This is a genomic window from Candidatus Colwellia aromaticivorans, assembly GCF_003333305.1.
Taxonomy (GTDB): Bacteria; Pseudomonadota; Gammaproteobacteria; order Enterobacterales; family Alteromonadaceae; genus Colwellia; species Colwellia aromaticivorans.
The window spans coordinates 22,428-43,633 of the sequence record NZ_QOLD01000020.1 but is presented as its reverse complement, the minus strand read 5'-3'; the positions used below and the strand labels follow the sequence as shown (position 1 = coordinate 43,633).

18 protein-coding genes are annotated in these 21,206 nt (G+C 37.9%); 15 read left to right on the top strand and 3 right to left on the bottom strand.

The window, feature by feature from the left end:
* Positions 1–213: 213 nt before the first annotated feature.
* From DWA31_RS03715 to DWA31_RS03670, 10 genes are all read left to right on the top strand, one after another.
* Positions 214–3,006 carry a monovalent cation/H+ antiporter subunit A gene (locus DWA31_RS03715; protein ID WP_114325324.1) on the top strand — a complete coding sequence of 931 codons (2,793 nt, stop codon included), beginning with the start codon at positions 214–216 and terminating at the stop codon, positions 3,004–3,006.
* Positions 3,006–3,353: a Na+/H+ antiporter subunit C gene (locus DWA31_RS03710; RefSeq protein ID WP_114325323.1), complete on the top strand. Its 348-nt coding sequence runs from the start codon at positions 3,006–3,008 to the stop codon at positions 3,351–3,353. Before DWA31_RS03715 ends, DWA31_RS03710 begins: the two co-directional genes overlap by 1 nt.
* A complete protein-coding gene (locus tag DWA31_RS03705) occupies positions 3,350–4,867 on the top strand; it encodes a monovalent cation/H+ antiporter subunit D (RefSeq protein WP_114325322.1) in 1,518 nt (505 codons plus the stop codon). Before DWA31_RS03710 ends, DWA31_RS03705 begins: the two co-directional genes overlap by 4 nt.
* On the top strand, positions 4,867–5,403 hold the full coding sequence (locus tag DWA31_RS03700) for a Na+/H+ antiporter subunit E (RefSeq protein ID WP_114325321.1): 537 nt from the start codon (positions 4,867–4,869) through the stop codon (positions 5,401–5,403). The genes DWA31_RS03705 and DWA31_RS03700 overlap by 1 nt, the downstream gene beginning before the upstream one ends.
* Positions 5,397–5,666, top strand: a complete 270-nt coding sequence (locus tag DWA31_RS03695) for a K+/H+ antiporter subunit F (RefSeq protein ID WP_114325320.1) — start codon at positions 5,397–5,399, stop codon at positions 5,664–5,666. The genes DWA31_RS03700 and DWA31_RS03695 overlap by 7 nt, the downstream gene beginning before the upstream one ends.
* Before the next feature lie 10 nt (positions 5,667–5,676).
* Positions 5,677–6,009 carry a Na+/H+ antiporter subunit G gene (locus DWA31_RS03690; RefSeq protein WP_114325319.1) on the top strand — a complete coding sequence of 111 codons (333 nt, stop codon included), beginning with the start codon at positions 5,677–5,679 and terminating at the stop codon, positions 6,007–6,009.
* Positions 6,010–6,267: 258 nt separating this feature from the next.
* Complete coding sequence (locus DWA31_RS03685) at positions 6,268–6,837, top strand: elongation factor P hydroxylase (RefSeq protein ID WP_114325318.1); 570 nt, start codon at positions 6,268–6,270, stop codon at positions 6,835–6,837.
* A complete protein-coding gene (locus DWA31_RS03680) occupies positions 6,825–8,000 on the top strand; it encodes an ATP-NAD kinase family protein (RefSeq protein WP_114325317.1) in 1,176 nt (391 codons plus the stop codon). The genes DWA31_RS03685 and DWA31_RS03680 overlap by 13 nt, the downstream gene beginning before the upstream one ends.
* 81 nt (positions 8,001–8,081) lie before the next feature.
* Positions 8,082–8,354 (top strand): YfcL family protein, encoded by a 273-nt coding sequence (locus DWA31_RS03675; RefSeq protein ID WP_114325316.1) that lies wholly within the window; start codon positions 8,082–8,084, stop codon positions 8,352–8,354.
* Positions 8,355–8,567: 213 nt separating this feature from the next.
* The gene (locus DWA31_RS03670; protein ID WP_114325315.1) at positions 8,568–9,080 is read left to right on the top strand and encodes a DinB family protein; all 513 of its coding nucleotides are present in this window, start codon (positions 8,568–8,570) and stop codon (positions 9,078–9,080) included.
* Between the two features lie 14 nt (positions 9,081–9,094).
* Here the strand turns inward: DWA31_RS03670 and DWA31_RS03665 are convergent, their stop codons facing one another.
* The 3 genes from DWA31_RS03665 to mnmC1 all read right to left on the bottom strand — a co-directional run bounded on the left by DWA31_RS03665 (position 9,095) and on the right by mnmC1 (position 12,817).
* Positions 9,095–10,903: a bifunctional lysophospholipid acyltransferase family protein/GNAT family N-acetyltransferase gene (locus DWA31_RS03665; RefSeq protein WP_114325314.1), complete on the bottom strand. Its 1,809-nt coding sequence runs from the start codon at positions 10,901–10,903 to the stop codon at positions 9,095–9,097.
* Between the two features lie 232 nt (positions 10,904–11,135).
* Positions 11,136–11,342, bottom strand: a complete 207-nt coding sequence (locus DWA31_RS03660) for a hypothetical protein (RefSeq protein ID WP_114325313.1) — start codon at positions 11,340–11,342, stop codon at positions 11,136–11,138.
* A 77-nt stretch (positions 11,343–11,419) separates the two neighbouring features.
* A complete protein-coding gene (gene mnmC1, locus DWA31_RS03655) occupies positions 11,420–12,817 on the bottom strand; it encodes an FAD-dependent 5-carboxymethylaminomethyl-2-thiouridine(34) oxidoreductase MnmC1 (protein WP_114325312.1) in 1,398 nt (465 codons plus the stop codon).
* A 246-nt stretch (positions 12,818–13,063) separates the two neighbouring features.
* Here mnmC1 and fabB point away from each other — a divergent pair, with 246 nt between their 5' ends.
* From fabB to DWA31_RS03630, 5 genes are all read left to right on the top strand, one after another.
* A complete protein-coding gene (fabB, locus tag DWA31_RS03650) occupies positions 13,064–14,278 on the top strand; it encodes a beta-ketoacyl-ACP synthase I (protein WP_114325311.1) in 1,215 nt (404 codons plus the stop codon).
* Positions 14,279–14,462: 184 nt separating this feature from the next.
* Entirely contained in the window at positions 14,463–15,596 is a 1,134-nt protein-coding gene (locus DWA31_RS03645; protein ID WP_114325310.1) for a 4-phosphoerythronate dehydrogenase, read from the top strand.
* A 49-nt stretch (positions 15,597–15,645) separates the two neighbouring features.
* Complete coding sequence (locus tag DWA31_RS03640; RefSeq protein ID WP_114325309.1) at positions 15,646–16,665, top strand: aspartate-semialdehyde dehydrogenase; 1,020 nt, start codon at positions 15,646–15,648, stop codon at positions 16,663–16,665.
* Positions 16,666–16,937: 272 nt separating this feature from the next.
* On the top strand, positions 16,938–17,108 hold the full coding sequence (locus DWA31_RS03635; RefSeq protein ID WP_245942469.1) for a hypothetical protein: 171 nt from the start codon (positions 16,938–16,940) through the stop codon (positions 17,106–17,108).
* Between the two features lie 534 nt (positions 17,109–17,642).
* The gene (locus DWA31_RS03630) at positions 17,643–20,672 is read left to right on the top strand and encodes a FimV/HubP family polar landmark protein (protein ID WP_114325308.1); all 3,030 of its coding nucleotides are present in this window, start codon (positions 17,643–17,645) and stop codon (positions 20,670–20,672) included.
* The last annotated feature ends 534 nt before the right edge of the window (positions 20,673–21,206 follow it).

Genomic DNA, 21,206 nt, shown 5'->3' with positions numbered 1-21,206 from the left:
GAAAATAGACAGTTTATTTGAATTTTCGACGTTAATAAGTGAAAAGTCCGAATTTTCATTAGACTTTAGTGCTAATTATTGTGTTACTTCGTGGTAATATCGTTACAAATTTTCAGAGTGATAATGTTTGCCAGTGCTATATGATTTGACATAATATGGCAATATCTCTCGATACCATGACTTCTAATAAGAAAAATAAATAAGGTTTACTCTATGACTTTGCTTTGGATACCCTTGTTATCCTTACTTGGCAGTATTATTTCTTCAATGACGGGTAAGTTAACTCGTAACCAATCGACAAGGTTGACGATGTTAATGCCGATCATCGCCTTATTAATGACGATTAGCTTAGCGCCAGCAGTATTTTCTGGTGAGGTTATCCGTGAAACATTTTCGTGGATCCCTTTATTAGGTGTAGATATTGCTTTTCGTTTAGACGGCTTAGCGCTGTTATTTGTTTTTATGATATTAGGGATTGGTATATTAGTTATCTTTTATGCCCGTTATTACCTAAGTAGTAATGACTCCATGCCTAAGCTTTATGCGTATTTGATGTTATTTATGACAGCAATGCTTGGTATTGTTATGTCAAACAATGTCATTCAGCTCTGGTTTTTTTGGGAACTTACCAGTATTAGCTCGTTTTTGTTAATTAGTTATTGGTGGCATAAACCCGAAGCACGTAAAGGCGCAATCATGGCCTTAACTGTAACTGGTGGTGGCGGTTTAGCATTATTGGCTGGCTTGCTTTTATTGGGTAATATCGTTGGTAGTTACAATTTAGATGTTATTTTAGCCAGCAGAGAAATTATTCAGGCGCATGCTTGGTACGAAGTCACCTTAATTTTAATATTACTTGGCGCGTTCACTAAATCAGCACAATTTCCTTTTCATTTTTGGTTACCACATGCGATGGCGGCGCCAACACCGGTAAGTGCTTATCTGCACTCGGCCACAATGGTAAAAGCGGGGATCTTCTTATTAGCGCGTTTTTACCCAGCCTTAGCCGGTACTGACATATGGTTTATTATTGTTAGTTTAACCGGACTCGCGACATTATTGTTTGGCGCTTATATCGCGTTATTTAAACATGATTTAAAAGGTTTATTAGCCTATTCGACCATCAGCCATTTAGGTTTGATCACCTTATTATTTGGTTTGGATACTAAGCTTGCGGCAGTAGCAGCCATTTTTCATATCATTAATCATGCAACATTTAAAGCCTCTTTGTTTATGGCAACGGGCATTATTGACCATGAAACCGGTACGCGTGACATGAGAAAGCTCAACGGCATGTGGCGATTTATGCCTTACACGGCTACCTTGGCAATGGTTGCAGCAGCAGCGATGGCAGGTGTGCCACTGTTAAATGGCTTCTTGTCTAAAGAAATGTTTTTTGCTGAGACGCTACATCAACAGCTACTTGGCTCTATGTCTTGGCTTATTCCTGTGTTGGCAACTGTTGCTGGCGCTTTAGCCGTGGCTTATTCAGCGCGCTTTATTCATGATGTTTTCTTTAATGGCGATCCCATTGATTTACCCAAACAGCCTAGTGAGCCGCCTCGTTATATGCGAGTGCCAATTGAGATACTTGTAGCTTTATGTTTACTTGTAGGAATATTTCCAAACTTTATTATTGATGATATTTTAAAGGCGGCATCTTTTGCTGTTCTCGGTGGTTACGTACCAGAATTTAAGGTTGCGCTATGGCACGGTTTTAACTTACCTCTATTGATGAGCGCCTTTGCAGTAGGTGGTGGCTTATTTCTGTACGCACAGCGACGACATCTATACAAATTCCAAGAGTCACTGCCTTCTTTAAATGCTAAAAAGGCCTTCGATGGCGCAATGTCTGCCATAACAACCTGGTGTCAGCTTAAAATAAACGCCATAGAAAATGGCTCTTTACAACGTTATTTAATGTTGATATTTCTGGTTGTGTTACTTTTTGCTGGTTGGCCATTATTTGAAATGAATCAGTTAAGTGGGCAAAAACAACTGACGCCAATTGATGTTCATAATGCGATGGGCGCAGCGTTGTTAATGGTTGGTGCAATTTGTACTGTGATTTGGTATCGCAAACGAGTGGTATCATTGTTGATGATTTCAGTTGTGGGTTTAATGGTGTCTGTCGCGTTTACTCGGTTTTCTGCACCGGATCTAGCATTAACGCAATTAACGGTAGAAGTAGTTACTATTATTTTACTTATGTTGGCATTGTTTTTCTTACCACAGCACTCGCCAAGAGAGTCTAGCTCTATGCGTGTGCTTCGTGACGTAGGGATTTCAGCTGGCTTGGGTATTGTTGTTGCGAGTATTTGTTATGCATTAATTACCCGTCCACTTGAATCAATCTCGGACTTTTTCTTAGCCAATGCTAAAACAGGGGGCGGTGGTACTAACGTTGTTAATGTTATTTTGGTGGATTTTCGTGGTTTTGATACCTTAGGTGAAATTTGCGTACTGGGCATTGCTGCTTTAGGTATTTACAAGTTATTAATCAACTTACCATTGTTTATGCCAACCAGTGATAGTGAAGGGCGGCCATGGGCGAAAGAGCGTTACCCGGTATTATTAGCCAGTATTTCTCAGTCATTACTGCCTTTGGCATTAATGGTGTCGTTTTATATTTTCTTACGTGGACACAATCTCCCTGGCGGTGGGTTTATCGCAGGTTTGGTGACCGCAGTGGCGTTTATTTTGCAGTATATAGCGCATGGCTCAAATTGGATTGCTGAGCGGTTAACGATAAATTACCGCAAGATTATTGCGTCAGGAATTGCTATCGCGTTATTTACAGGGGTTGGCAGTTGGTTCTTTGGCAGACCTTTCATGACCACTTGGTTTGATTATTTTGATATTCCTTTGATTGGGGAAATTGAACTCGCTAGTGCATTGGTATTTGATGTAGGTGTTTATATTACGGTTGTTGGTGCGACATTAATGATTTTGGCGAGCCTCGGTCAATTAACGGTTAATGCACCTAAAAAAGAGGTTAATGTTTAATGGAATTACTTTACGCATCCTGCGTTGGGCTTTTAGTGGCTTGTGGCGTATTTTTAATATTACGTGCTAGAACTTTCACTGTTGTATTAGGGCTAACGATGCTTTCTTACGCGGTTAATTTATTCTTGTTTTCCTCTGGACGACTAAGTCTAAACCAAGCTGCAGTACTTGGATATAGTTCAGGATATGCTGATCCATTGCCGCAAGCTTTAGTGTTAACCGCGATTGTTATCGGCTTTGCTATGACTGCCTTTGTAGTTATTTTAGCAATAAGAGGACGAGCAGATTTAGGTAGTGATCATGTAGATGGTTCTGTTAAAGACAAAAATGAAAAGGTTAAAGTATGATCCAGCATTTGACCTTTTTACCTGTTTTATTACCCATGTTGGCAGGTGTTATTTTATTGCTGCCACCTTTTGGCAGCAAAACGGCCAGCAGAAGGATCACTTCTGTATTGCTAGGTACAGTCTCATTTTTAGTTTCATTAGCGCTATTATTGAAAGTTCAAACCGAGGGTACGCAAGTTTATGCCGTTGGTGATTGGAGTGCACCTTTTGGTATCGTTTTAGTTGCTGATCCATTTTCGATCTTGTTAGTTTGTTTAACCACATTACTTGGTGTTGTTTGTGTTTTATATGCGAGCGCGGGTGATGATGAAAAAGGCAGCTTCTTCCACCCATTAGTACACTTTTTGGTGTTAGGGGTAAACGGTGCATTTTTAACGGGTGATGCTTTTAATCTATTTGTATTTTTTGAAGTGTTACTGATTGCCTCGTATGCATTACTAATGCACGGTGGAGATAAAACCAATACTCGGGCGGCTTTACATTATGTGATCCTAAACCTTGTAGGATCGGCTATTTTTTTGATTGCCCTGGGTATTCTATACGGTGTGTTAGGCACACTAAACATGGCTGATATGGCTCAGAAAGTAGCACTTTTACAAGGAGATAATGTTTTTCTCGTTAAAATAGGTGGGCTGTTATTGCTGGTGGTGTTTGCTTTAAAGGGAGCTTTATTACCCTTGCATTTGTGGTTACCCAATACTTACGCGACAGCGATGCCCGTTGTAGCGGCATTATTTGCGATTATGACAAAAGTCGGCGTTTACTCAATGATGCGTGTTTATACGTTAATTTTTGGCGAAGAAGCCGGTGAGTTGAGTCATATGGCGCAAAGTTGGTTATGGTGGTTAGCACTTGCTACTATTGCAATGGGCGCAATGGGCGTTTTAGCCAGTAAAGACTTAAGAAAATTAACCGCTAATTTAGTCATTGTCTCGGTGGGAACGTTAGTTGCGCTGGCTGCGGTACAGAGCGTTGAGGCCAGCTCTGCGGCTATTTATTACTTAGTTCATTCAACGTTGGTCACTGCTGCACTGTTCCTTTTAGCTGATTTGATTGGTCGCCAACGAGGTGTAGCTTCAGATCGTATAGCTGCAGGACCACCGCTTTATCAGCCAAAATTGCTCGGTGTTTGTTTTTTGATTGCAGCTATTGCGGTAATAGGCATGCCTCCCTTGTCAGGCTTTATCGGTAAAGTGTGGCTGCTTAAAGCCACATTGAATGCTGAATATACCTTTGTCTTTTGGCCGCTCTATTTACTTGCAAGTCTAGCGATATTAATGGGTATGTCTAAAGCAGGTAGTACTGTGTTTTGGCATCATCACGATAAGATAACAGAAGGTGCTAAGCAAGAATGCGTTCATCCTGCGCAGTTAGTAGCATTGGTTATTCTTATTTCTGGTGCACCCTTGATGAGTATTTTTGCTGGACCATTAAGTGAATATGCCACTGGTGCCGCTGCCCAGTTACATGACTTTAATAATAACATTAACGTTATTCTTTCAGGAGGGCAGTAATGCAGTTAGAAACACGATTTAAATGGCTACCCGCGCCAGTATTGAGCCTTTTATTATTTATTGTATGGTTATTATTAAATAATAGTGTCTCAGCAGGGCATATTGTCTTGGCGACAATTTTAGCCATTGTTATTCCAATGGCGACTAATCCATTTAGAGAAAAACAGCCATTAATTATAAAGCCAGGTTTGGCATTACGTCATTTAATGCTGGTTTTATTTGACATAGTTACAGCCAATGTACAGGTTGCTATTTTGATATTAGGCCCGAATAAAAAATTAACCCCAGGGTTTGTTAAAGTGCCGTTAGACTTAACACACAGTACGCCCATTACCATTTTGGCCAGTACTGTGTCATTAACACCGGGAACAGTCAGTGCTGAAGTGTATCCTTGTAGTGAGACTTTCATTGAAGGGAAAACATCGGAGCAACGATTTTTATTGATACACGTTTTAGATCTTAAAGATGAGCAAGCCTTAATAAACACCATTAAGCAACGTTACGAAGCCCCTCTTAAGGAGATATTTCAATGCTAGAAACTGTGATTTTAATTGTCTTTGCCATGATAGGTTTGTCATTATTGTTAAACGTATGGCGCTTATTAATAGGCCCATCAGTACCGGATAGAATACTTGCACTCGATACTATGTACATTAATAGCATTGCATTGATCATCTTGTACGGTATGAGTATGGGAACAGCATTGTATTTCGAAGCAGCACTGTTAATAGCTATGCTAGGATTTGTAAGTACTGTCGCAGTATGTAAATACTTGCTACGCGGCGACATCATTGAATAAGGGCTAGGTTATGACTGAATGGATTATTTCAATATTATTATTAATTGGCGGTTCTTTTGTACTCGTTGGCTCTATTGGTTTAGTGAAAATGCCTGACTTTTTTATGCGGCTTCATGGCCCAACTAAAGCGACAACACTGGGAATGGCATCGTTGTTAACTGGGGCAATGATTTTTTTTAGCACGACAGAAGCCGGCTTGAGTGTAAAAGAAATACTCATCTCTTTATTTTTATTACTAACGGCACCGATCAGCGCCTATATGATGATTAAATCGGCTATTCATCATAAGCTTGATTCTATAGAGCGTACTAAAGGTAAAGGTAATATCGAAGATGATGTTTAATGTCTTTACAGATTTCTGTTTATAAATAAAAGCATGCTTAAAGGCATAATGCTTTTATTTTTCACACAACTTGACAATAATAGATTTTTTAAGGATAAATAATCTGAAATATCTTAACTATTATCCATCGGCTTAGCCTTAATTCTCTTGATTTAGAACTAAAAAAATATTCACTTATTTAAGGTATAAATGACGATGTATAAATCACATTTTTTCGTTACAATAGTGTCATAAAATTTTATATGTTGTTATCTCTTCATGCCAGATCACATTAAGTCTCATCAGTATCAAGATCTTATCACCTTATTCAATGATTGCTTCAGTCAAAGTCATAATACCCGTTTAGTTAAAGGTGGTGATGAGCCTTTATATAGTCCAGCTAATGATGATTGCGAGTATCATCAAGTTATTTTCGCTAGAGGCTATTATGCTAGTGCATTTCACGAAATATCTCATTGGTGTCAAGCCGGTGAAGCAAGACGGTTATTAGAAGACTTTGGCTACTGGTATAAACCTGATGGAAGAAATGAGCAAGAACAGAAAGAGTTTGAGCAAGTTGAAGTTATTCCACAAGCAATAGAGTGGGCGTTTAATGTTGCCGCACAACGAAAGTTTCACGTCTCTTCTGATAACCTAAGTGGCTTTCAAGCAGATACAAATAGTTTTAAAAAGAAAGTATTTCAACAAGTTCAGGTGTTTTTAGAAAAAGGCTTTCCTGAAAGAGCTAATCAGTTTATTGAAGTATTAGCGCAATTTTATAATACGCCATACCCATTAACGATTGAACATTTTTCTAAAATTAAAGAAGAAAGCGTATGTTTAAATTAGGTTTAATTATTAACCCTGTTGCTGGTATTGGTGGTAGCGTTGCTTTAAAAGGTAGCGATGGCATGACTATGCATGCGCTTGCTTTAGGTGCAGAGCCAAAAGCTAATGACCGCGCACAAACCGCATTAAAAGTATTACAGCCCTATCAAGACGAAATTACCGTTTATACGGTGAATGACTTGATGGGTGAAAAAGCGGCCAAAGCGTTAGGCTTTCCAGTTAAATTGGTTTATAAAACCGACAGTGCCAATACACAGGCAGATGATACTGAACAATCCGTTGCGGCCTTACTTGCTGAACAAGTTGATATTATTCTTTTTGCTGGCGGCGATGGTACCGCGCGTAATATTGCCAAGATAGTCACTGAACATGCTAACCAACAAAACCAAACGCAAATACCGGTTTTAGGTATCCCTGCAGGATGTAAAATACATTCGGGCGTGTATGCTATCACGCCAATAGCAGCAGGTCGTGTGGTGGAGTTAATGGTAACTAAACAGTTAGTCACCTTAACGACCGGTGATATTATGGATATTGATGAATCTTTATTTCGCGAAGGTGTTGTTAAAGCAAAGCGCTTTGGGGAAATGCAGATCCCGAGCGAGTTACGTTATGTACAAGCGGTGAAGTCAGGTGGCAAAGAGTCAGATGAACTGGTATTGCATGACCTGAGCGAAGATGTCATTGATCAAATGAGTGATGGCGAGGATAGCTTATTTATTATTGGCTCTGGCTCAACAACGGCTTTTTTAATGACCGAGCTTAACCTAGACAATACCTTACTTGGTGTAGATTTGGTGCAAAATAATGATTTGATCGCTAGTGATGTTACCGAGGAAAAATTGTGGGAACAGTTAATGCGAGCCGAGCAGAATAAGCAAAGCGTGCATTTGATTATTACCTTAATCGGTGGTCAAGGTCACTTGTTTGGGCGAGGTAACCAACAATTAAGCCCGCGTATTATTAATCACATCATTGAGCAAAAAGGTGGGAAAGAAAATATTACCATTATTGCCAGTAAAACTAAATTAACCGCACTTGAAAATAGGCCACTAATCAGTGATACCGGTGATGTTAAATTAGATCAAAAATTATCAGGATTTATGCCTGTTACTACCGGGTATAAAGATCAGGTTTTATATCCGGTTGCTAGCCCAGAATAAGTCAGTTACCTAGTTTTGGTATTAGCCTTTTTTAAGTAAACTCCCCTTAGTCATAATAAATAAACATTACAAAGAGATTCCATGTTAAAAAAATTGCACACAGTCGCTGATCTTTATCAGCATTTTGATAGCTTGTTTGATCAAGATATCGATAATGATACTTTATTCGCAAGTAGCTATTTACGCGGTTTATTCTCATCTGCCGTGTCACCAACATTAGGTGAGCAACAAGAAATATCAGCTGAACTAATTGACTCAGTCACTGATAAATTAGCCAAAGTAAAAACTGAACTTAGTCCACAAGATAATGCCATAGTGCAAAATTATTGGTCGGTATTACAGCAAGCGATGTAAAATTAAAATAGCTAAAGAAGTGGTAACTATTCACCTATCGTCACTCCCGAGGTCTTTAAATCGGGAGTCTAGAATTTTAAACACTGAGATTCTAGCTTAAGACACAACTGGAATGACGGGAATACTAGGTATGGTGAATAGATACAAGAAGTGAAAGATATTTCATGGTACGCGGTCTTTGTTTGTACAGAGAATTAAGACAAGGGTTAAGGCATGTTAACTAGCCAGTTAGAAATAATAAAACAGGGGCAGGATTATCTTAATCTGCTACCCAATAACAATAATAATGCTAATTACCGTGAGGTGTTTTCACCGTTATTTATGAGTTCAGCAGGGGCGCATATGCGCCATATTATTGATCATTACTTAGCGCTTATTACTGGCTTACCATTAGGCAAGGTTGATTACGATATTAGGCATCGACATTCGAAGGTAGAGCAAGATCCTGCGTTAGCCTTGGATAAATTGTCACAAATTTCATACTGGCTTAATTCATTAGTAAATACAGATTTAACGCGCGCTTTAACTTTATCGACAGAAGTTTCAGTACATGAACAGAAAGTGCAATCAGTGCCTACCTCGTTAGCGCGAGAGTTAGTCTTTACTGGTAGCCACGCGGTACATCATTATGCAATGATTGCGCAAATTGCTCAGCACCAAGGCATGGAATTACCAAGTAGTTTTGGTATTGCGCCAGCTACCGCAACTTATTTGAGAAAAGCGTAACCTGGGTATAATTGCTATTCTTTGTAGGCTAAATAATCAGCCTTGTTATTACCCAAATAGAGTTTTAGTAATTTTTTTGGCGCGCTAGGAAAATGAACACTTAACAATAAACCGGGCGTTTGGTTGAAGTTAGTATCAATAGCCATACAATGAAAGTTAGCGCCAAGTTTATGATATTGCTTTAGCAGTACGGGTATATCTTTACCATCTTCCTCTATTGCGCTAATGATTGTTGATAGTCCTTCTAGACCAAGAGTATTTTGCTCCATAAACTGAGTTACTTCAGGATGTAGTTGTCCACTAAAGGCTGTTTTTGCTGTTACACCTGCTGATGCATTCACCATAATTTTTTCCATAATGGCAACTGAGCGAGGATCATATAGTTTACTTAATGAAACGGTTCCGTAAAAAGTACGGTATCTTGGATTTTGAGAAACATAGGCACCAATGCCTTTCCAAAGTAATAATAGGCTGTGATAGCTTTTTTGTTCGCTGGCAATAATAAAAGAGCGTCCCATTTCCAAACAAGGTTGTTGCTGGTTAATAAAGTCGTCGTTAAAGTTAAACATTTGTGACAGATACAATTGTGCTAAACCGCCTTGCTTTTGTAGTCTATCTGTTTGGCCAATACGATAAGCCCCTGTGATTTGATTATTATTATGATCATAGATAAATAGATGCATATAGGTAGCATCAAACTTATCGGTGTCGTATGGCTCTCCACTGCCTTCGTCTAAATCACGGAAAGTTAACTCACGTAAACGGGCTATTTCTTTTACACAGTTTGGTATTTGTGTTTGATAACCGTAGTAAACAGCATAATGTTTAAAGGCTAATAAATGTTGTTTTGCTGGTAGTTTCTCTAGTTCAGACTTTATCAAAGCACTATCGGTTTTTTCAGCGACAGGACTTATCAATGTTTTAGCTTCATCTTGTAGCCAAGGTTGAAAATACTGTTGATCATTTAAGTAACACTGTAATCGTAAGAGATTGTTTTTCATTTCACTGTTGCTAAAGGGGGCTAATTGCTTTGGCGTAATTAGGTTGTTGGCACTCAGTGTAATTTGATGGTTTTGTAATTTAAACATTTCTCGGGCTAGCATCAATAAACGAAAACGATAATAAACTCGCCCTAAACGGTGAAAAAGTGCTGAGTTGGTTCCAGAAATAAATATGGGTAAAATAGGCGATTGTGTTTTGTCAGCTATATTTACGGCTAAGCGATTCCAATGACCATCAGTAATTACTTTTTGTTCACTTTGATAAAAAGATACTCGACCGGCTGGAAATATCACTAATAACCCATCATTTTCTACATGCCGATAACATTGCTTTATGGCGGTACTATTAATCACTGCTTTAGGTTTTAATGGATTGGCAAAAATAAAATAATCGTTTATTTCTTTAAACACTTTAAGGCCAATATTTGCCATTACTTTGGTGTCTTTTCGGTAGTTCGTTAATAGATGCGCAATAATGACGCCTTCAACCATGCCATAGGGATGATTACAAACAACAATGCACTTGCCTGTTTTGGGAATTTTATTAAGTACTTTATCCACCGATAAAATACTGACACCTAGCGCATCTAATAGCTTTTCTGAAAAATCTTGTTTGTCTAGGCCTGAAAACTGTTGTTCTATATAAAGGTTGTTGAGTTTTTTTATGCCGAGTAGTCTATCTAAAATAGGCGCGAAAAAGTTGAACACTTTACCAGAGATGGTTTTTTGTGAAAAAGCAGCAAGGCTGATGTGTGATAAAGGTTTAGGGTTAGAGTTCGGTTCTATTGAGCTTAGTGTGTTTTCAACTTTGCTACTACTCATGTTATCTTCCTGATCAAACCAAGTTTGTATTGCTGTTTAATACAACTCTATACACTTAGGTGATACTAAGTAAGTGAAGGTTAAAATTATTATGCCTATGCCTATGCCTATGCCTATGCCTATGCACATAGCTCAGGAGCGTCATTCCCGTGGTTTCTTAATCGGGAATCTTAGTCTAAAGTGAAAATAAGATCATCGACAATTGATGGAGTGGCGCATGGCTGTATTTATTTTATTTTGTATTTGGTAACTTTCTGTCATCACTTTTTAACACAGTGTAATGTTCATCGTATTGCTCATCGTTAGCCACAGACTCTTTATTTTTAGGGTTCATTAATTTTTGAACACTTGCATGTACTAGGTTGTGGCCAACAACATAACAATTAAGTCCAATGGTACAAAAAACGCAGGGGAGTAATTTGTGTTCGAGCTTTTTCATTAAATTATCTTCTTTTACTCATTTATATGTTAATAAAAGACCGTCGATAAGATTTTATATTTCATTCATTTCATTCGTTAAACTTTTCGTCTAACTATATCGCGAATAACAAAGCGATTTGGACTTAAGTTAAATAACATATCGTTACTTACAGGGTAAGGTGTACCGCATAAATCTGCTGTTAAAATATCTGCGGCTAAAGGTGCTGAACATAAACCACGAGCACCAAAGCCCATCATTACATAAAGGTTATTAACCACAGGCGCCGCTTGGTTGTATTTCCAATTTTTATCTTTGGCCAGATGAGGGTATGTCTCGATATGTTTTTGAATATCAGGCATTGCGCCAACCATAGGCATATGGTCTGGTGTCATACAGCGTAGCCTTGCTTTACTGGTTGATATATCTTGCTCAGTCCAATTTATTTCCTTAGCTAACTCAGGTAAGCAGCTATAAAGCATGTTTAAATTGAACTTGTCATCTTCTTTTGTCGCGATAGTGCTCGTGTTATTTTTCTTAAAAGTGGCACCGATACAATGAATGCCTTGGTGTTGAGAAGCGTTGCTGGTAGGGGTTAAATAACCTTTATGACAAATAACCGTAGATAATGCGTTAATGCGACTGTTAGTTGTCATCGAGGTTACTTGCCCTTGAACTGAGCTAAAGGGCAATTGTTTGATAAACTCAGCGTCAATAATTTCTGCACCACCACATACCACTAAAACACTGGCATCAAAATCACCTTTGTCAGTGCGTAATCGCCAGTGTGTTTTCTCTTTTTCAGCTTTCACTTTTTGAGTATGATCTTCAATGGGTTGTACTTGTTCTATTTTATTCACCAAAACATTAGTATTAACATTTAACCTACCTGTGGCTTTGGCTACATTAATCATTTGTTTAACAAGTTCTTGAGGAGCTATCCAACCAGCATTTGGCATAAATAGGCCGCCATTACTTAATGTTATATTGGCAATTTCACTCGCCTGTTCAGCGCTAATTTTATGAATAAGCTCGGTTGGCCAAGTGGCAAGTTCAGTGAATTTTTCTTGGCGTTTTACTATTGACTCTTTATAGCCTATTTCTAGTAAACCACACCAACTATGAGGAAAATCGAATCCTTGTTCAGCCACTTCAGTATAAAGCGCTTTCGCTCGCCAAAAAGCTTGCTGGTAAAATAAACTAATGTCATCTTTTTGCTGGTGTAATAACGGATACAATGCACCGATAGCATTGCTTGAAGCGCCTTGGGCGAGAGTATTGTCTTTGCAGTATAAAGTAACTTTTATGCCTTGCTTAGTTAAAGTATAAGCAGCGCAAGCAGAAGCGATACCACCACCGATAATGCTGACGTGTTGTGGTTTTGTTATTTGTGGCCTTAATTTGTAGCCAGATCTACACTCAACATTAATATCACTAAATTGTTCAGAGTAGGTCGTACTATCGGATTGAAAACTTGATTTTATTTTGTTATTCATATGTTTAGTTGGTTTTACTTAGCTTGCATCGGCATATTTTACGATAATTATTGATTGAGATCAGTGATATTCATTTCTTTTTTAGCTAAAGGGCGTAGATATATTTTTATTAAAAATATAGTATAGCGTACATGTGTACGCTGGTTTACTAGGTTAGCTAACTAGTAATACCAGTTTGGGGGCTAAGTTAAGTATAATGATATGTCCGATTTTTGAAATTTTCTTATTATAATAATGGTTATTTAAATGAAACGTGTAGTGATCACCGGTCTCGGTATAGTCTCAAGCATTGGTAATAATGCAGAAGAAGTTTTAGCGTCATTAAAATCTGGTAAGTCAGGTATAACTCACTCGGAAAGTTTTGCTGAGCAAGGCTTAAAAAGTAATGTGTGGGGCAGACCTGATATTGATATTAAAGATCACATTGATCGTAAAGCATTACGCTTTATGGGTGATGCAGCAGGTTATTCTTATATTGCTATGGAACAAGCCATTAGTGATGCAAAATTAACAGATGAACAAGTATCTAATTTTCGTACCGGCATTGTTGCTGGCTCTGGTGGCGCATCTTCAGCCAACATTGTTGCGTCAACTGATACCCTTCGTAGCCGCGGTATTCGCCGTGTAGGTCCTTATGCGGTTCCTAAAACGATGAGTAGTACCGTATCGGCCTGTTTAGCAACACCTTTTAAAATTAAAGGTGTTAACTATTCTATCAGTTCAGCGTGTGCAACTAGTGCTCATTGTATTGGTAATGCCATGGAGCTTATTCAACTAGGCAAGCAAGATATTGTTTTTGCTGGTGGTGGTGAAGAAGTTGATTGGTCCTTAGCTATGATGTTTGATGGTATGGGCGCATTATCTGCGGGTCGTAATGATACCCCTGAACTAGCTTCACGTACTTATGATGCTGATAGAGATGGTTTTGTTATTTCTGGCGGCGGCGGTATGGTTGTTGTTGAAGAGCTAGAACACGCACTTTCTCGTGGCGCACACATTTATGCCGAACTAGTTGGCTACGGAGCTACATCTGATGGTTACGACATGGTAGCACCAAGTGGTGAAGGCGCAGTACGTTGTATGCAACAAGCCATGCAAGGTGTGACTGGCGAAGTAGATTATTTAAATACTCACGGCACATCGACTCCGGTAGGTGATGTTAAAGAACTTGGCGCGATTCAAGCCCTATTCGGTGAAAAATCACCTGCGATTAGCGCAACTAAAGCAATGACTGGTCACGCATTAGGTGCAGCTGGTGTTCATGAAGCAATTTACTCAATCTTAATGATGGAAAACAACTTTGTTGCGCCATCAATTAATATTGAAAACTTAGATGAACAAGCACAAGGTTTAGATATTGTTACTGAAAAACGTGACGTTGAACTTAATTTAGTAATGTCTAACAGTTTTGGTTTTGGTGGCACTAACGCGACGTTAGTGATGCAGAAGTATAAAGGCTAGTGATGCTTTGTCAGTGTTGAATTTCGAATGTTAAGTTTAAGCACACAAAAGTTCAAGTTAAGAGTTTAAATTAAGAGTTCAAATGAAGCCATGTGAGATAAATTGATCCACATGGCTTTTTTATGGCAAATAAACTGAGTATAATACGCGAAACCTCCCAATCATCTAATAGCTTTAAGCATCAATGAAAATACTTTTCGATGAAAATATGCCTTACGCTAAAGAGTTTTTTAATGATTTAGTTGTCAATGATACTAAGTTAATACCTTTTTCAGGTCGAGATTTATCCCCTGAGCAAGTCCTTGATGCTGACGTGTTATTAGTGCGCTCAATTACTCAGGTTGATGAAGCGCTATTACATAAAAATCAAAATATAACCTTCGTTGGTACTGCCACTATAGGTACAGATCACATAGATCAAGCTTATCTTGCTGATCGTGATGTTACTTTTCATTCAGCTCCTGGTTGTAATGCAGTTTCGGTTGCCGAATATGTTATTAGTGCCTTAGTTGTTTTAGCTGAACGGTATTTATTTGATTTAACAAAGCTCAGTGTAGGGATTGTTGGTGGCGGAAACACGGGTACTCGTTTAAGTGAAAAGTTATCAGCATTAGGTATTCAATACAAAATTTGTGATCCGCTACTTGCCTCTGCCCCAAAGGATATAAGAAAGTTTGTATCATTAGAGGAGGTGCTTGAGTGTGATGTTATTTCATTGCATGTACCTAAAGTTATGGGTGGTGAATATCCTACCTATCATCTAATAGATGAGACTCGGTTAAGTAATTTAAAAGATGAACAAATATTGATCAGTGCTTGTCGTGGTGAGGTCATAGATAATCACGCCTTACTTGCGCTAAAAAAATCAGGCCATGGAGTTAAATTAGTATTAGATGTATGGGAAGGTGAGCCAGAGGTATTAACACCACTTATAGACTATACCGAAATAGCTACAGCCCATATAGCAGGTTATAGCTTAGAAGGAAAAGCGCGTGGTACAGAAATGCTATATCAGGCATTATGCCAACATATTAATATTGAGCCTGTATGTCAGTTAACAACACTTCTACCTATAGCTAGTATTTCATCTGTAGAATTAAATAAAGAATTTAATGAAATAGTACTAAACCAGTTAGTAAAAATGGTTTACGATGTTAGACGGGACGATGCTATTTTTCGTCACCAATTATCAAGTCAAGGTTTCGATGCTCTTAGAAAAAACTACCCAATTCGCAGGGAGTTTTCAGCAGTGCAAGTAACTTCGTCATTTAACGCCTATAGCGGTGTGCCACATCGCTTAGGTTTCAGTAGCGCTTAGATTTTAAGTGAAAACTACTTAATTTAAACAAAAGTAAAGAGAGAGGATCATGGCACAAAAATTTGATGTATGCATACTTGGCGCAACCGGGCTAGTTGGCAAAACCATTATGGAAATTTTAGAAGAAAGAGATTTCCCAATTAATAAACTATATCCATTAGCAAGTGCTCGCTCTGCTGGTGAATTTATTGAATTTAATGGCGAAAGCATTGAAGTGCTTGATGCAGATAATTTTGATTGGAGCCAAGCGCAAATTGGTTTCTTCTCTGCTGGTGGCGCTACCTCAGCAAAATATGCACCTATTGCAGGCGAAGCTGGCTGTATCGTTATTGATAATACCTCAGAGTTTCGTTATGACGACGATATTCCATTAGTTGTACCAGAAGTAAATCCACAAGCATTAGGTGAATACCGCAATCGCAATATTATTGCTAACCCTAATTGTTCTACCATTCAAATGCTGGTGGCATTAAAGCCTATTTATGATGCGGTAGGAATTAGCCGTGTTAACGTGTGTACTTATCAGTCAGTTTCTGGCGGTGGTAAAGCTGCAATGGATGAGTTAGCTAAGCAAACTGCTGATTTATTAAGTGGTAAGCCTGTTGAAACAAAAAACTTTTCACGCCAAATAGCGTTTAACGTTATTCCACAAATTGATGTTTTTCTTGAAAATGGTTACACCAAAGAAGAAATGAAAATGGTATGGGAAACGAAGAAAATATTATGTGATGATAATGTTTTGGTAAACCCTACCGCTGTTCGTGTGCCAGTATTTTTTGGTCATGGTGAGGCTTTACATATTGAAACTAATTCTCCTATTTCTGCTGAAGAAGTTAAAGAGTTATTAGCACAAGCTCCGGGGTTAGTAGTTTGTCATAAAGACGAAGACTTCCCTACACAAATTAGTGATGCAAGTGGTAAAGATGACACTTTTGTTGGTCGTATTCGTGAAGATATTAGCCATAATTGTGGCATAAATATGTGGATAGTTGCCGATAACGTGCGTAAAGGTGCGGCAACAAATAGTGTTCAAATTGCGGAATTATTGATTAAAGATCACTTAAGCTAACTAAGCCGTTTAGTTAAAGAAAGCTCAAGAAACTTTAAAACTCGTCGTTAACATTAGTAATAATGATAACGACGAGTTTTTTTTGTTTTATTTCTCAAAAATGGAGTAATACCAATTGAAATAATGAATCGACCAACTTAGAGTTACGTAGCGAGCTTATACCCATGATACTTCAAGATGTGCGTTTCAGGGCAGCTGAACGATTCATGGTCAAGGCGCATCTTTTTATTAAGGGTCGTTCCCTTAAAAAGAGATGCAACGAAGAACATGATTTGATCAGGGGCCCCTGTAAGGCTGGTTTAGAAACGCTTTATGCTTCGTTATTGATTTCGACAATGGCGCTACATGGATGTAGCTTATTAGATAATGCAGGAGCACATTATCCTGAACAACCATTATCTTCAATCAAAGCCTTGCCTAAAGGCGTTTCTAACTCCAGCTGAATCCGACATATTGAAGTAACATGGGTATAGAACAAACGAAATGAGTTAAACATAGTTATTCTATATTTCATTCATTTTGTGATGTTATCAGTTTGCTACGAAACTCCCGAAGGGCGAGTACCTAATAAAAGGTAAAGGCTTACAGGCGGCGTTATTGATTTTGACAAGGACGCTACATGGATGTAGCTTTTGTGGAGAATGCAGGAGCACATTCTCCTGAATAACCATTCTCTTCAATCAATGCCTTGCCTTCGTCGGTCCTGAGCTTGTCGAAGGAAGCCTTTTAATTCTCGCTAAGTGGTGCATTCATTAATTCAATTGGTATAATCTCTTTTGAATTTGGTATTATTATTTATTCACTAATTTCAGACTTATACCAAATGAAAAAATGAATGATCTATTCATTTATTCAATTGGTATTATATAAGATGGAATGAATTTTGCTTAAATTTGTATGTTTATCTATCACCTTAATGATGTCAAATAACTGACAAATAGCTAATTTTATGGAAAATATTAACTAGGAAAATTGCAATGCAAAAATTATTACGCCTGTGCCTATGGCAGGTTGTTCTTGGTATATTCACTGTTAGTGTATTCTCTATTAGTACTCTCTCCTTAAGCGAATCTGCATTTGCACAAGAAGTGCAAACACAAGAACGCGGCATTCGTATGCGTGGCCCAAAAAGTACAGATGTTTTCCCTTATGATAGATATGGGCCAATTACACAAAGGGATACGTTATGGAAAATAGCATTAACGGTTCGCCCTGATAGCCGCTTAAGTGTTTATCAAGTAATGCAAGCCTTGTATCAAGCTAACCCTAATTCATTTGTTAATGGTAATTTTAACCATTTGGTCCAAGGACAATATTTAAAAATTCCATCATTTGATCGCATGATGTCTGTGAATAAAAATGCTGCAAGACAAAAGTCTAATCAAGATGATAAAGATTGGCAGAAAAAACAGCCTAAAAAGGTAGCTAAGAAAGCTATAACACCACAAGTACCTAGCGTTAACAAAAAAGATTTAGATACTGTAAAAGTTGAAATAAATGATCAACTTCAAAAAATAGATGATGAACAGCAAAAGCGTTTAACAAATATTCAAAATGATGTTTTAGATTCTATTGATGGTTTACAAGCCATTTTAAAAGAAAATGAAGACTTACGTCAGAGGTTAACTTCATTCAACAGTCAATTAGGTACTATGCAAAAAGAGGTTGCTAAAGGAAAAGAAATTAAGCTGCAAATGGATGATATGATCAAGTTGCAGCAAGCACTATTAGAAAAAGCACAAGCGAGAGAACAAGAGCTATTATTAGAAAAACAGCAAGCAGCATTAGAAAAAAATAATATTTTTTCAAGTCTATGGTTTGTTGTTTTAATGTCAACGTTACCTGCTATTTTAATTTTGTTCGTTGTTGCGCTTATTTTTAAACGACGTAAAACAGAGACGATTACAGCGGAAAGTAAGCCTAATAAAAAATCTAAAGTTAAATCTGAAAATATATCAAAAGAACCAAAAGCTAATATAGACGAAATAGATGAATTATCTTTAGAGGATGAGCTGTCTCTTGATGATGAATTATCTTTAGAAGGTGAGATTTCTCTTGATGATGAATTATCTTTAGAAGGTGAGATTTCTCTTGATGATGACTTATCAATTGACTTACTTGAGGAAGAAGACAATAGTGAAAATGATGTCGTTCACCTAGATGAAGACGATGACGATCTTTTAGATGGTCTTGATGATTTAGAAGATATTTTATTAGATGACGATGATGAACTTGAAGGAGGGGAGTTAGGACAAGATGCGCTTGATTCTTTATTGATGGAAGATGATGCTCTTGAAGAGCCCTTAGCAATTGAAGAGCAAGAAGCTAAAGAAAGTGAAGCACTAGTCGATGATCAACTTGATCAAAGTGATCTTGATGATTTACTTGGTGACCTTGGTGATGATGAGTTAGTCGTTGAAGATGCAGAGCTCTCAAGCATAGAGGAAGTAGATCTTGATGACTTGCTTGATTCAATAGCGTTAGATGAAGTTCCTTTAGTTAAAGAAGAACCATCAGAGGGTGATAATGCTCAAACCGAAATAACCGATCCCGATGATATTGATGCCTTGCTTGATTCAATGGCGATAGATGAAGCGCCTTTAGTTAAAGAAGAACCATCAGAAGGTGATAATGCTCAAACCGAAATAACCGATCCCGATGATATTGATGCCTTGCTTGATTCAATGGCGATAGATGAAGCGCCTTTAGTTAAAGAAGAACCATCAGAAGGTGATAATGCTCAAACCGAAATAACCGATCCCGATGATATTGATGCCTTGCTTGATTCAATGGCGTTAGATGAAGCGCCTTTAGTTAAAGAAGAACCATCAGAAGGTGATAATGCTCAAACCGAAATAACCGATCCCGATGATATTGATGCCTTGCTTGATTCAATGGCGATAGATGAAGCGCCTTTAGTTAAAGAAGAACCATCAGAAGGTGATAATGCTCAAACCGAAATTACCGATCCCGATGATATTGATGCCTTGCTTGATTCAATGGCGATAGATGAAGCGCCTTTAGTTAAAGAAGAACCATCAGAAGGTGATAATGCTCAAACCGAAATTACCGATCCCGATGATATTGATGCTTTGCTAGCCTCGATGGATGTTGTAGGTTTAGAAAGTGATAATAATTCTGAAAAAAAAGCTGTTGATGAAGAAAACGTAAAACCAGAGGAAAACCAAAATAAGGCTAAGATTGACAGCTTGACTGAGGAATATCTAGCACCTCTGTTAGCCACTGACTTTAGTGATATATTAGTAAAAACAGAGACAGATCTTATAGAAGCAGATGCTTCACAAGAAGATTTCGCTAATGATGATTTTGATATTGGCGATGACTTAGCAGAAGGGGCGTTTGATGAAGATACACTTGCTGAGTTATTAAACGATCAATCGACAGAGCCAGCTGTTGAATTAACACCTGACTTTTCTGATCAGAATGTTCTTGCAGGTTTACTTAATGATGAAAATAACGATATTAGCCAAGTATCTGAAGCTACTGAAATAAATGATATTCAAGAATTAGACAGTTTAGATTTTGATGAACTATTAGCAAATATTGAAGAAGAATCTAGTGTTGCTAGCCAGTCTGTTGATTTCAATGAAAACTTAGGTGTTGTCGATGATGTTTCTCTTGCAGATTTCGACAATCTCACCTCAAATAATCCTCTAAATGACAATAATCAAACGACTGAAAATGAACAAGATTTTGTCTCTGTAGATTCATTATTGTCAGAAAGTCAATATGAAGTAAGCCCGAATGAGCCTTATGATAAAGCTAACATTGATGTTGGTTTAAATGAATTTTCAGAATTTACCGATGGCGTTAATCAGGTTGACGTAGATATTGATGAGAATGGTATGGCTGCAAAGCTCGATCTAGCCAAAGTTTATATTGAAATTGGTGATCAAGACAATGCTCTGGTGATTTTAGAAGAGGTTGTTAAGCAAGGAGATACTCAACAACAAGTTGTAGCGCAAGAATTGTTAGATAACTTATAGTTAATTCAATGGGTATATACCCGTGACCATTCAAAGTGCAGGTTTCAGTGGGAGAAAAAAACGATTTAAACAAGGTATTGATTGCGGAGAATGGTTGTTCCCTTGTCAAAATCAATAAGGCAGTGTAAATCGTTTTTAGCCCCATCGGAGAAGCACTTGAGCAATCCCATTTTATTGTTGCGCCAAAGAAATAGGGAATACCATGATTTAATTGACGCGCCTCAAACTGAAATTGCTCAAGTACTCTGAATCGAGCACTTTGAATGATTACGGGTATATGTTTAACAAGCGTTGGCATAGCGAAGTAAAATAATAGATAATGCGCCACTTGTATAAGTTGGATATATACCCGCTCCACTTGAAGATGCATGATTCAGCTGGAATTAGAAACGCCTTTAGGCAAGGTATTGATTGAAGAGAATGGTTATTTCCTTCTCAAAATCAATAACGCAGCATAAAGCGTTTCTAAACCAGCCCTTTGGGGAAGGCTGAGCAAATCATACTCTGCGTTACATTTATTTTTAAGGGAATAAC

Excerpts from the sequence above, each read along its gene's own strand:
- DWA31_RS03715 (WP_114325324.1), top strand. The coding sequence starts at position 214 with ATGACTTTGCTTTGGATACCCTTGTTATCCTTACTTGGCAGTATTATT.
- DWA31_RS03710 (WP_114325323.1), top strand. The coding sequence starts at position 3,006 with ATGGAATTACTTTACGCATCCTGCGTTGGGCTTTTAGTGGCTTGTGGC.
- DWA31_RS03705 (WP_114325322.1), top strand. The coding sequence starts at position 3,350 with ATGATCCAGCATTTGACCTTTTTACCTGTTTTATTACCCATGTTGGCA.
- DWA31_RS03700 (WP_114325321.1), top strand. The coding sequence starts at position 4,867 with ATGCAGTTAGAAACACGATTTAAATGGCTACCCGCGCCAGTATTGAGC.
- DWA31_RS03695 (WP_114325320.1), top strand. The coding sequence starts at position 5,397 with ATGCTAGAAACTGTGATTTTAATTGTCTTTGCCATGATAGGTTTGTCA.
- DWA31_RS03690 (WP_114325319.1), top strand. The coding sequence starts at position 5,677 with ATGACTGAATGGATTATTTCAATATTATTATTAATTGGCGGTTCTTTT.
- DWA31_RS03685 (WP_114325318.1), top strand. The coding sequence starts at position 6,268 with ATGCCAGATCACATTAAGTCTCATCAGTATCAAGATCTTATCACCTTA.
- DWA31_RS03680 (WP_114325317.1), top strand. The coding sequence starts at position 6,825 with ATGTTTAAATTAGGTTTAATTATTAACCCTGTTGCTGGTATTGGTGGT.
- DWA31_RS03675 (WP_114325316.1), top strand. The coding sequence starts at position 8,082 with ATGTTAAAAAAATTGCACACAGTCGCTGATCTTTATCAGCATTTTGAT.
- DWA31_RS03670 (WP_114325315.1), top strand. The coding sequence starts at position 8,568 with ATGTTAACTAGCCAGTTAGAAATAATAAAACAGGGGCAGGATTATCTT.
- DWA31_RS03665 (WP_114325314.1), bottom strand. The coding sequence starts at position 10,903 with ATGAGTAGTAGCAAAGTTGAAAACACACTAAGCTCAATAGAACCGAAC.
- DWA31_RS03660 (WP_114325313.1), bottom strand. The coding sequence starts at position 11,342 with ATGAAAAAGCTCGAACACAAATTACTCCCCTGCGTTTTTTGTACCATT.
- mnmC1 (WP_114325312.1), bottom strand. The coding sequence starts at position 12,817 with ATGAATAACAAAATAAAATCAAGTTTTCAATCCGATAGTACGACCTAC.
- fabB (WP_114325311.1), top strand. The coding sequence starts at position 13,064 with ATGAAACGTGTAGTGATCACCGGTCTCGGTATAGTCTCAAGCATTGGT.
- DWA31_RS03645 (WP_114325310.1), top strand. The coding sequence starts at position 14,463 with ATGAAAATACTTTTCGATGAAAATATGCCTTACGCTAAAGAGTTTTTT.
- DWA31_RS03640 (WP_114325309.1), top strand. The coding sequence starts at position 15,646 with ATGGCACAAAAATTTGATGTATGCATACTTGGCGCAACCGGGCTAGTT.
- DWA31_RS03630 (WP_114325308.1), top strand. The coding sequence starts at position 17,643 with ATGCAAAAATTATTACGCCTGTGCCTATGGCAGGTTGTTCTTGGTATA.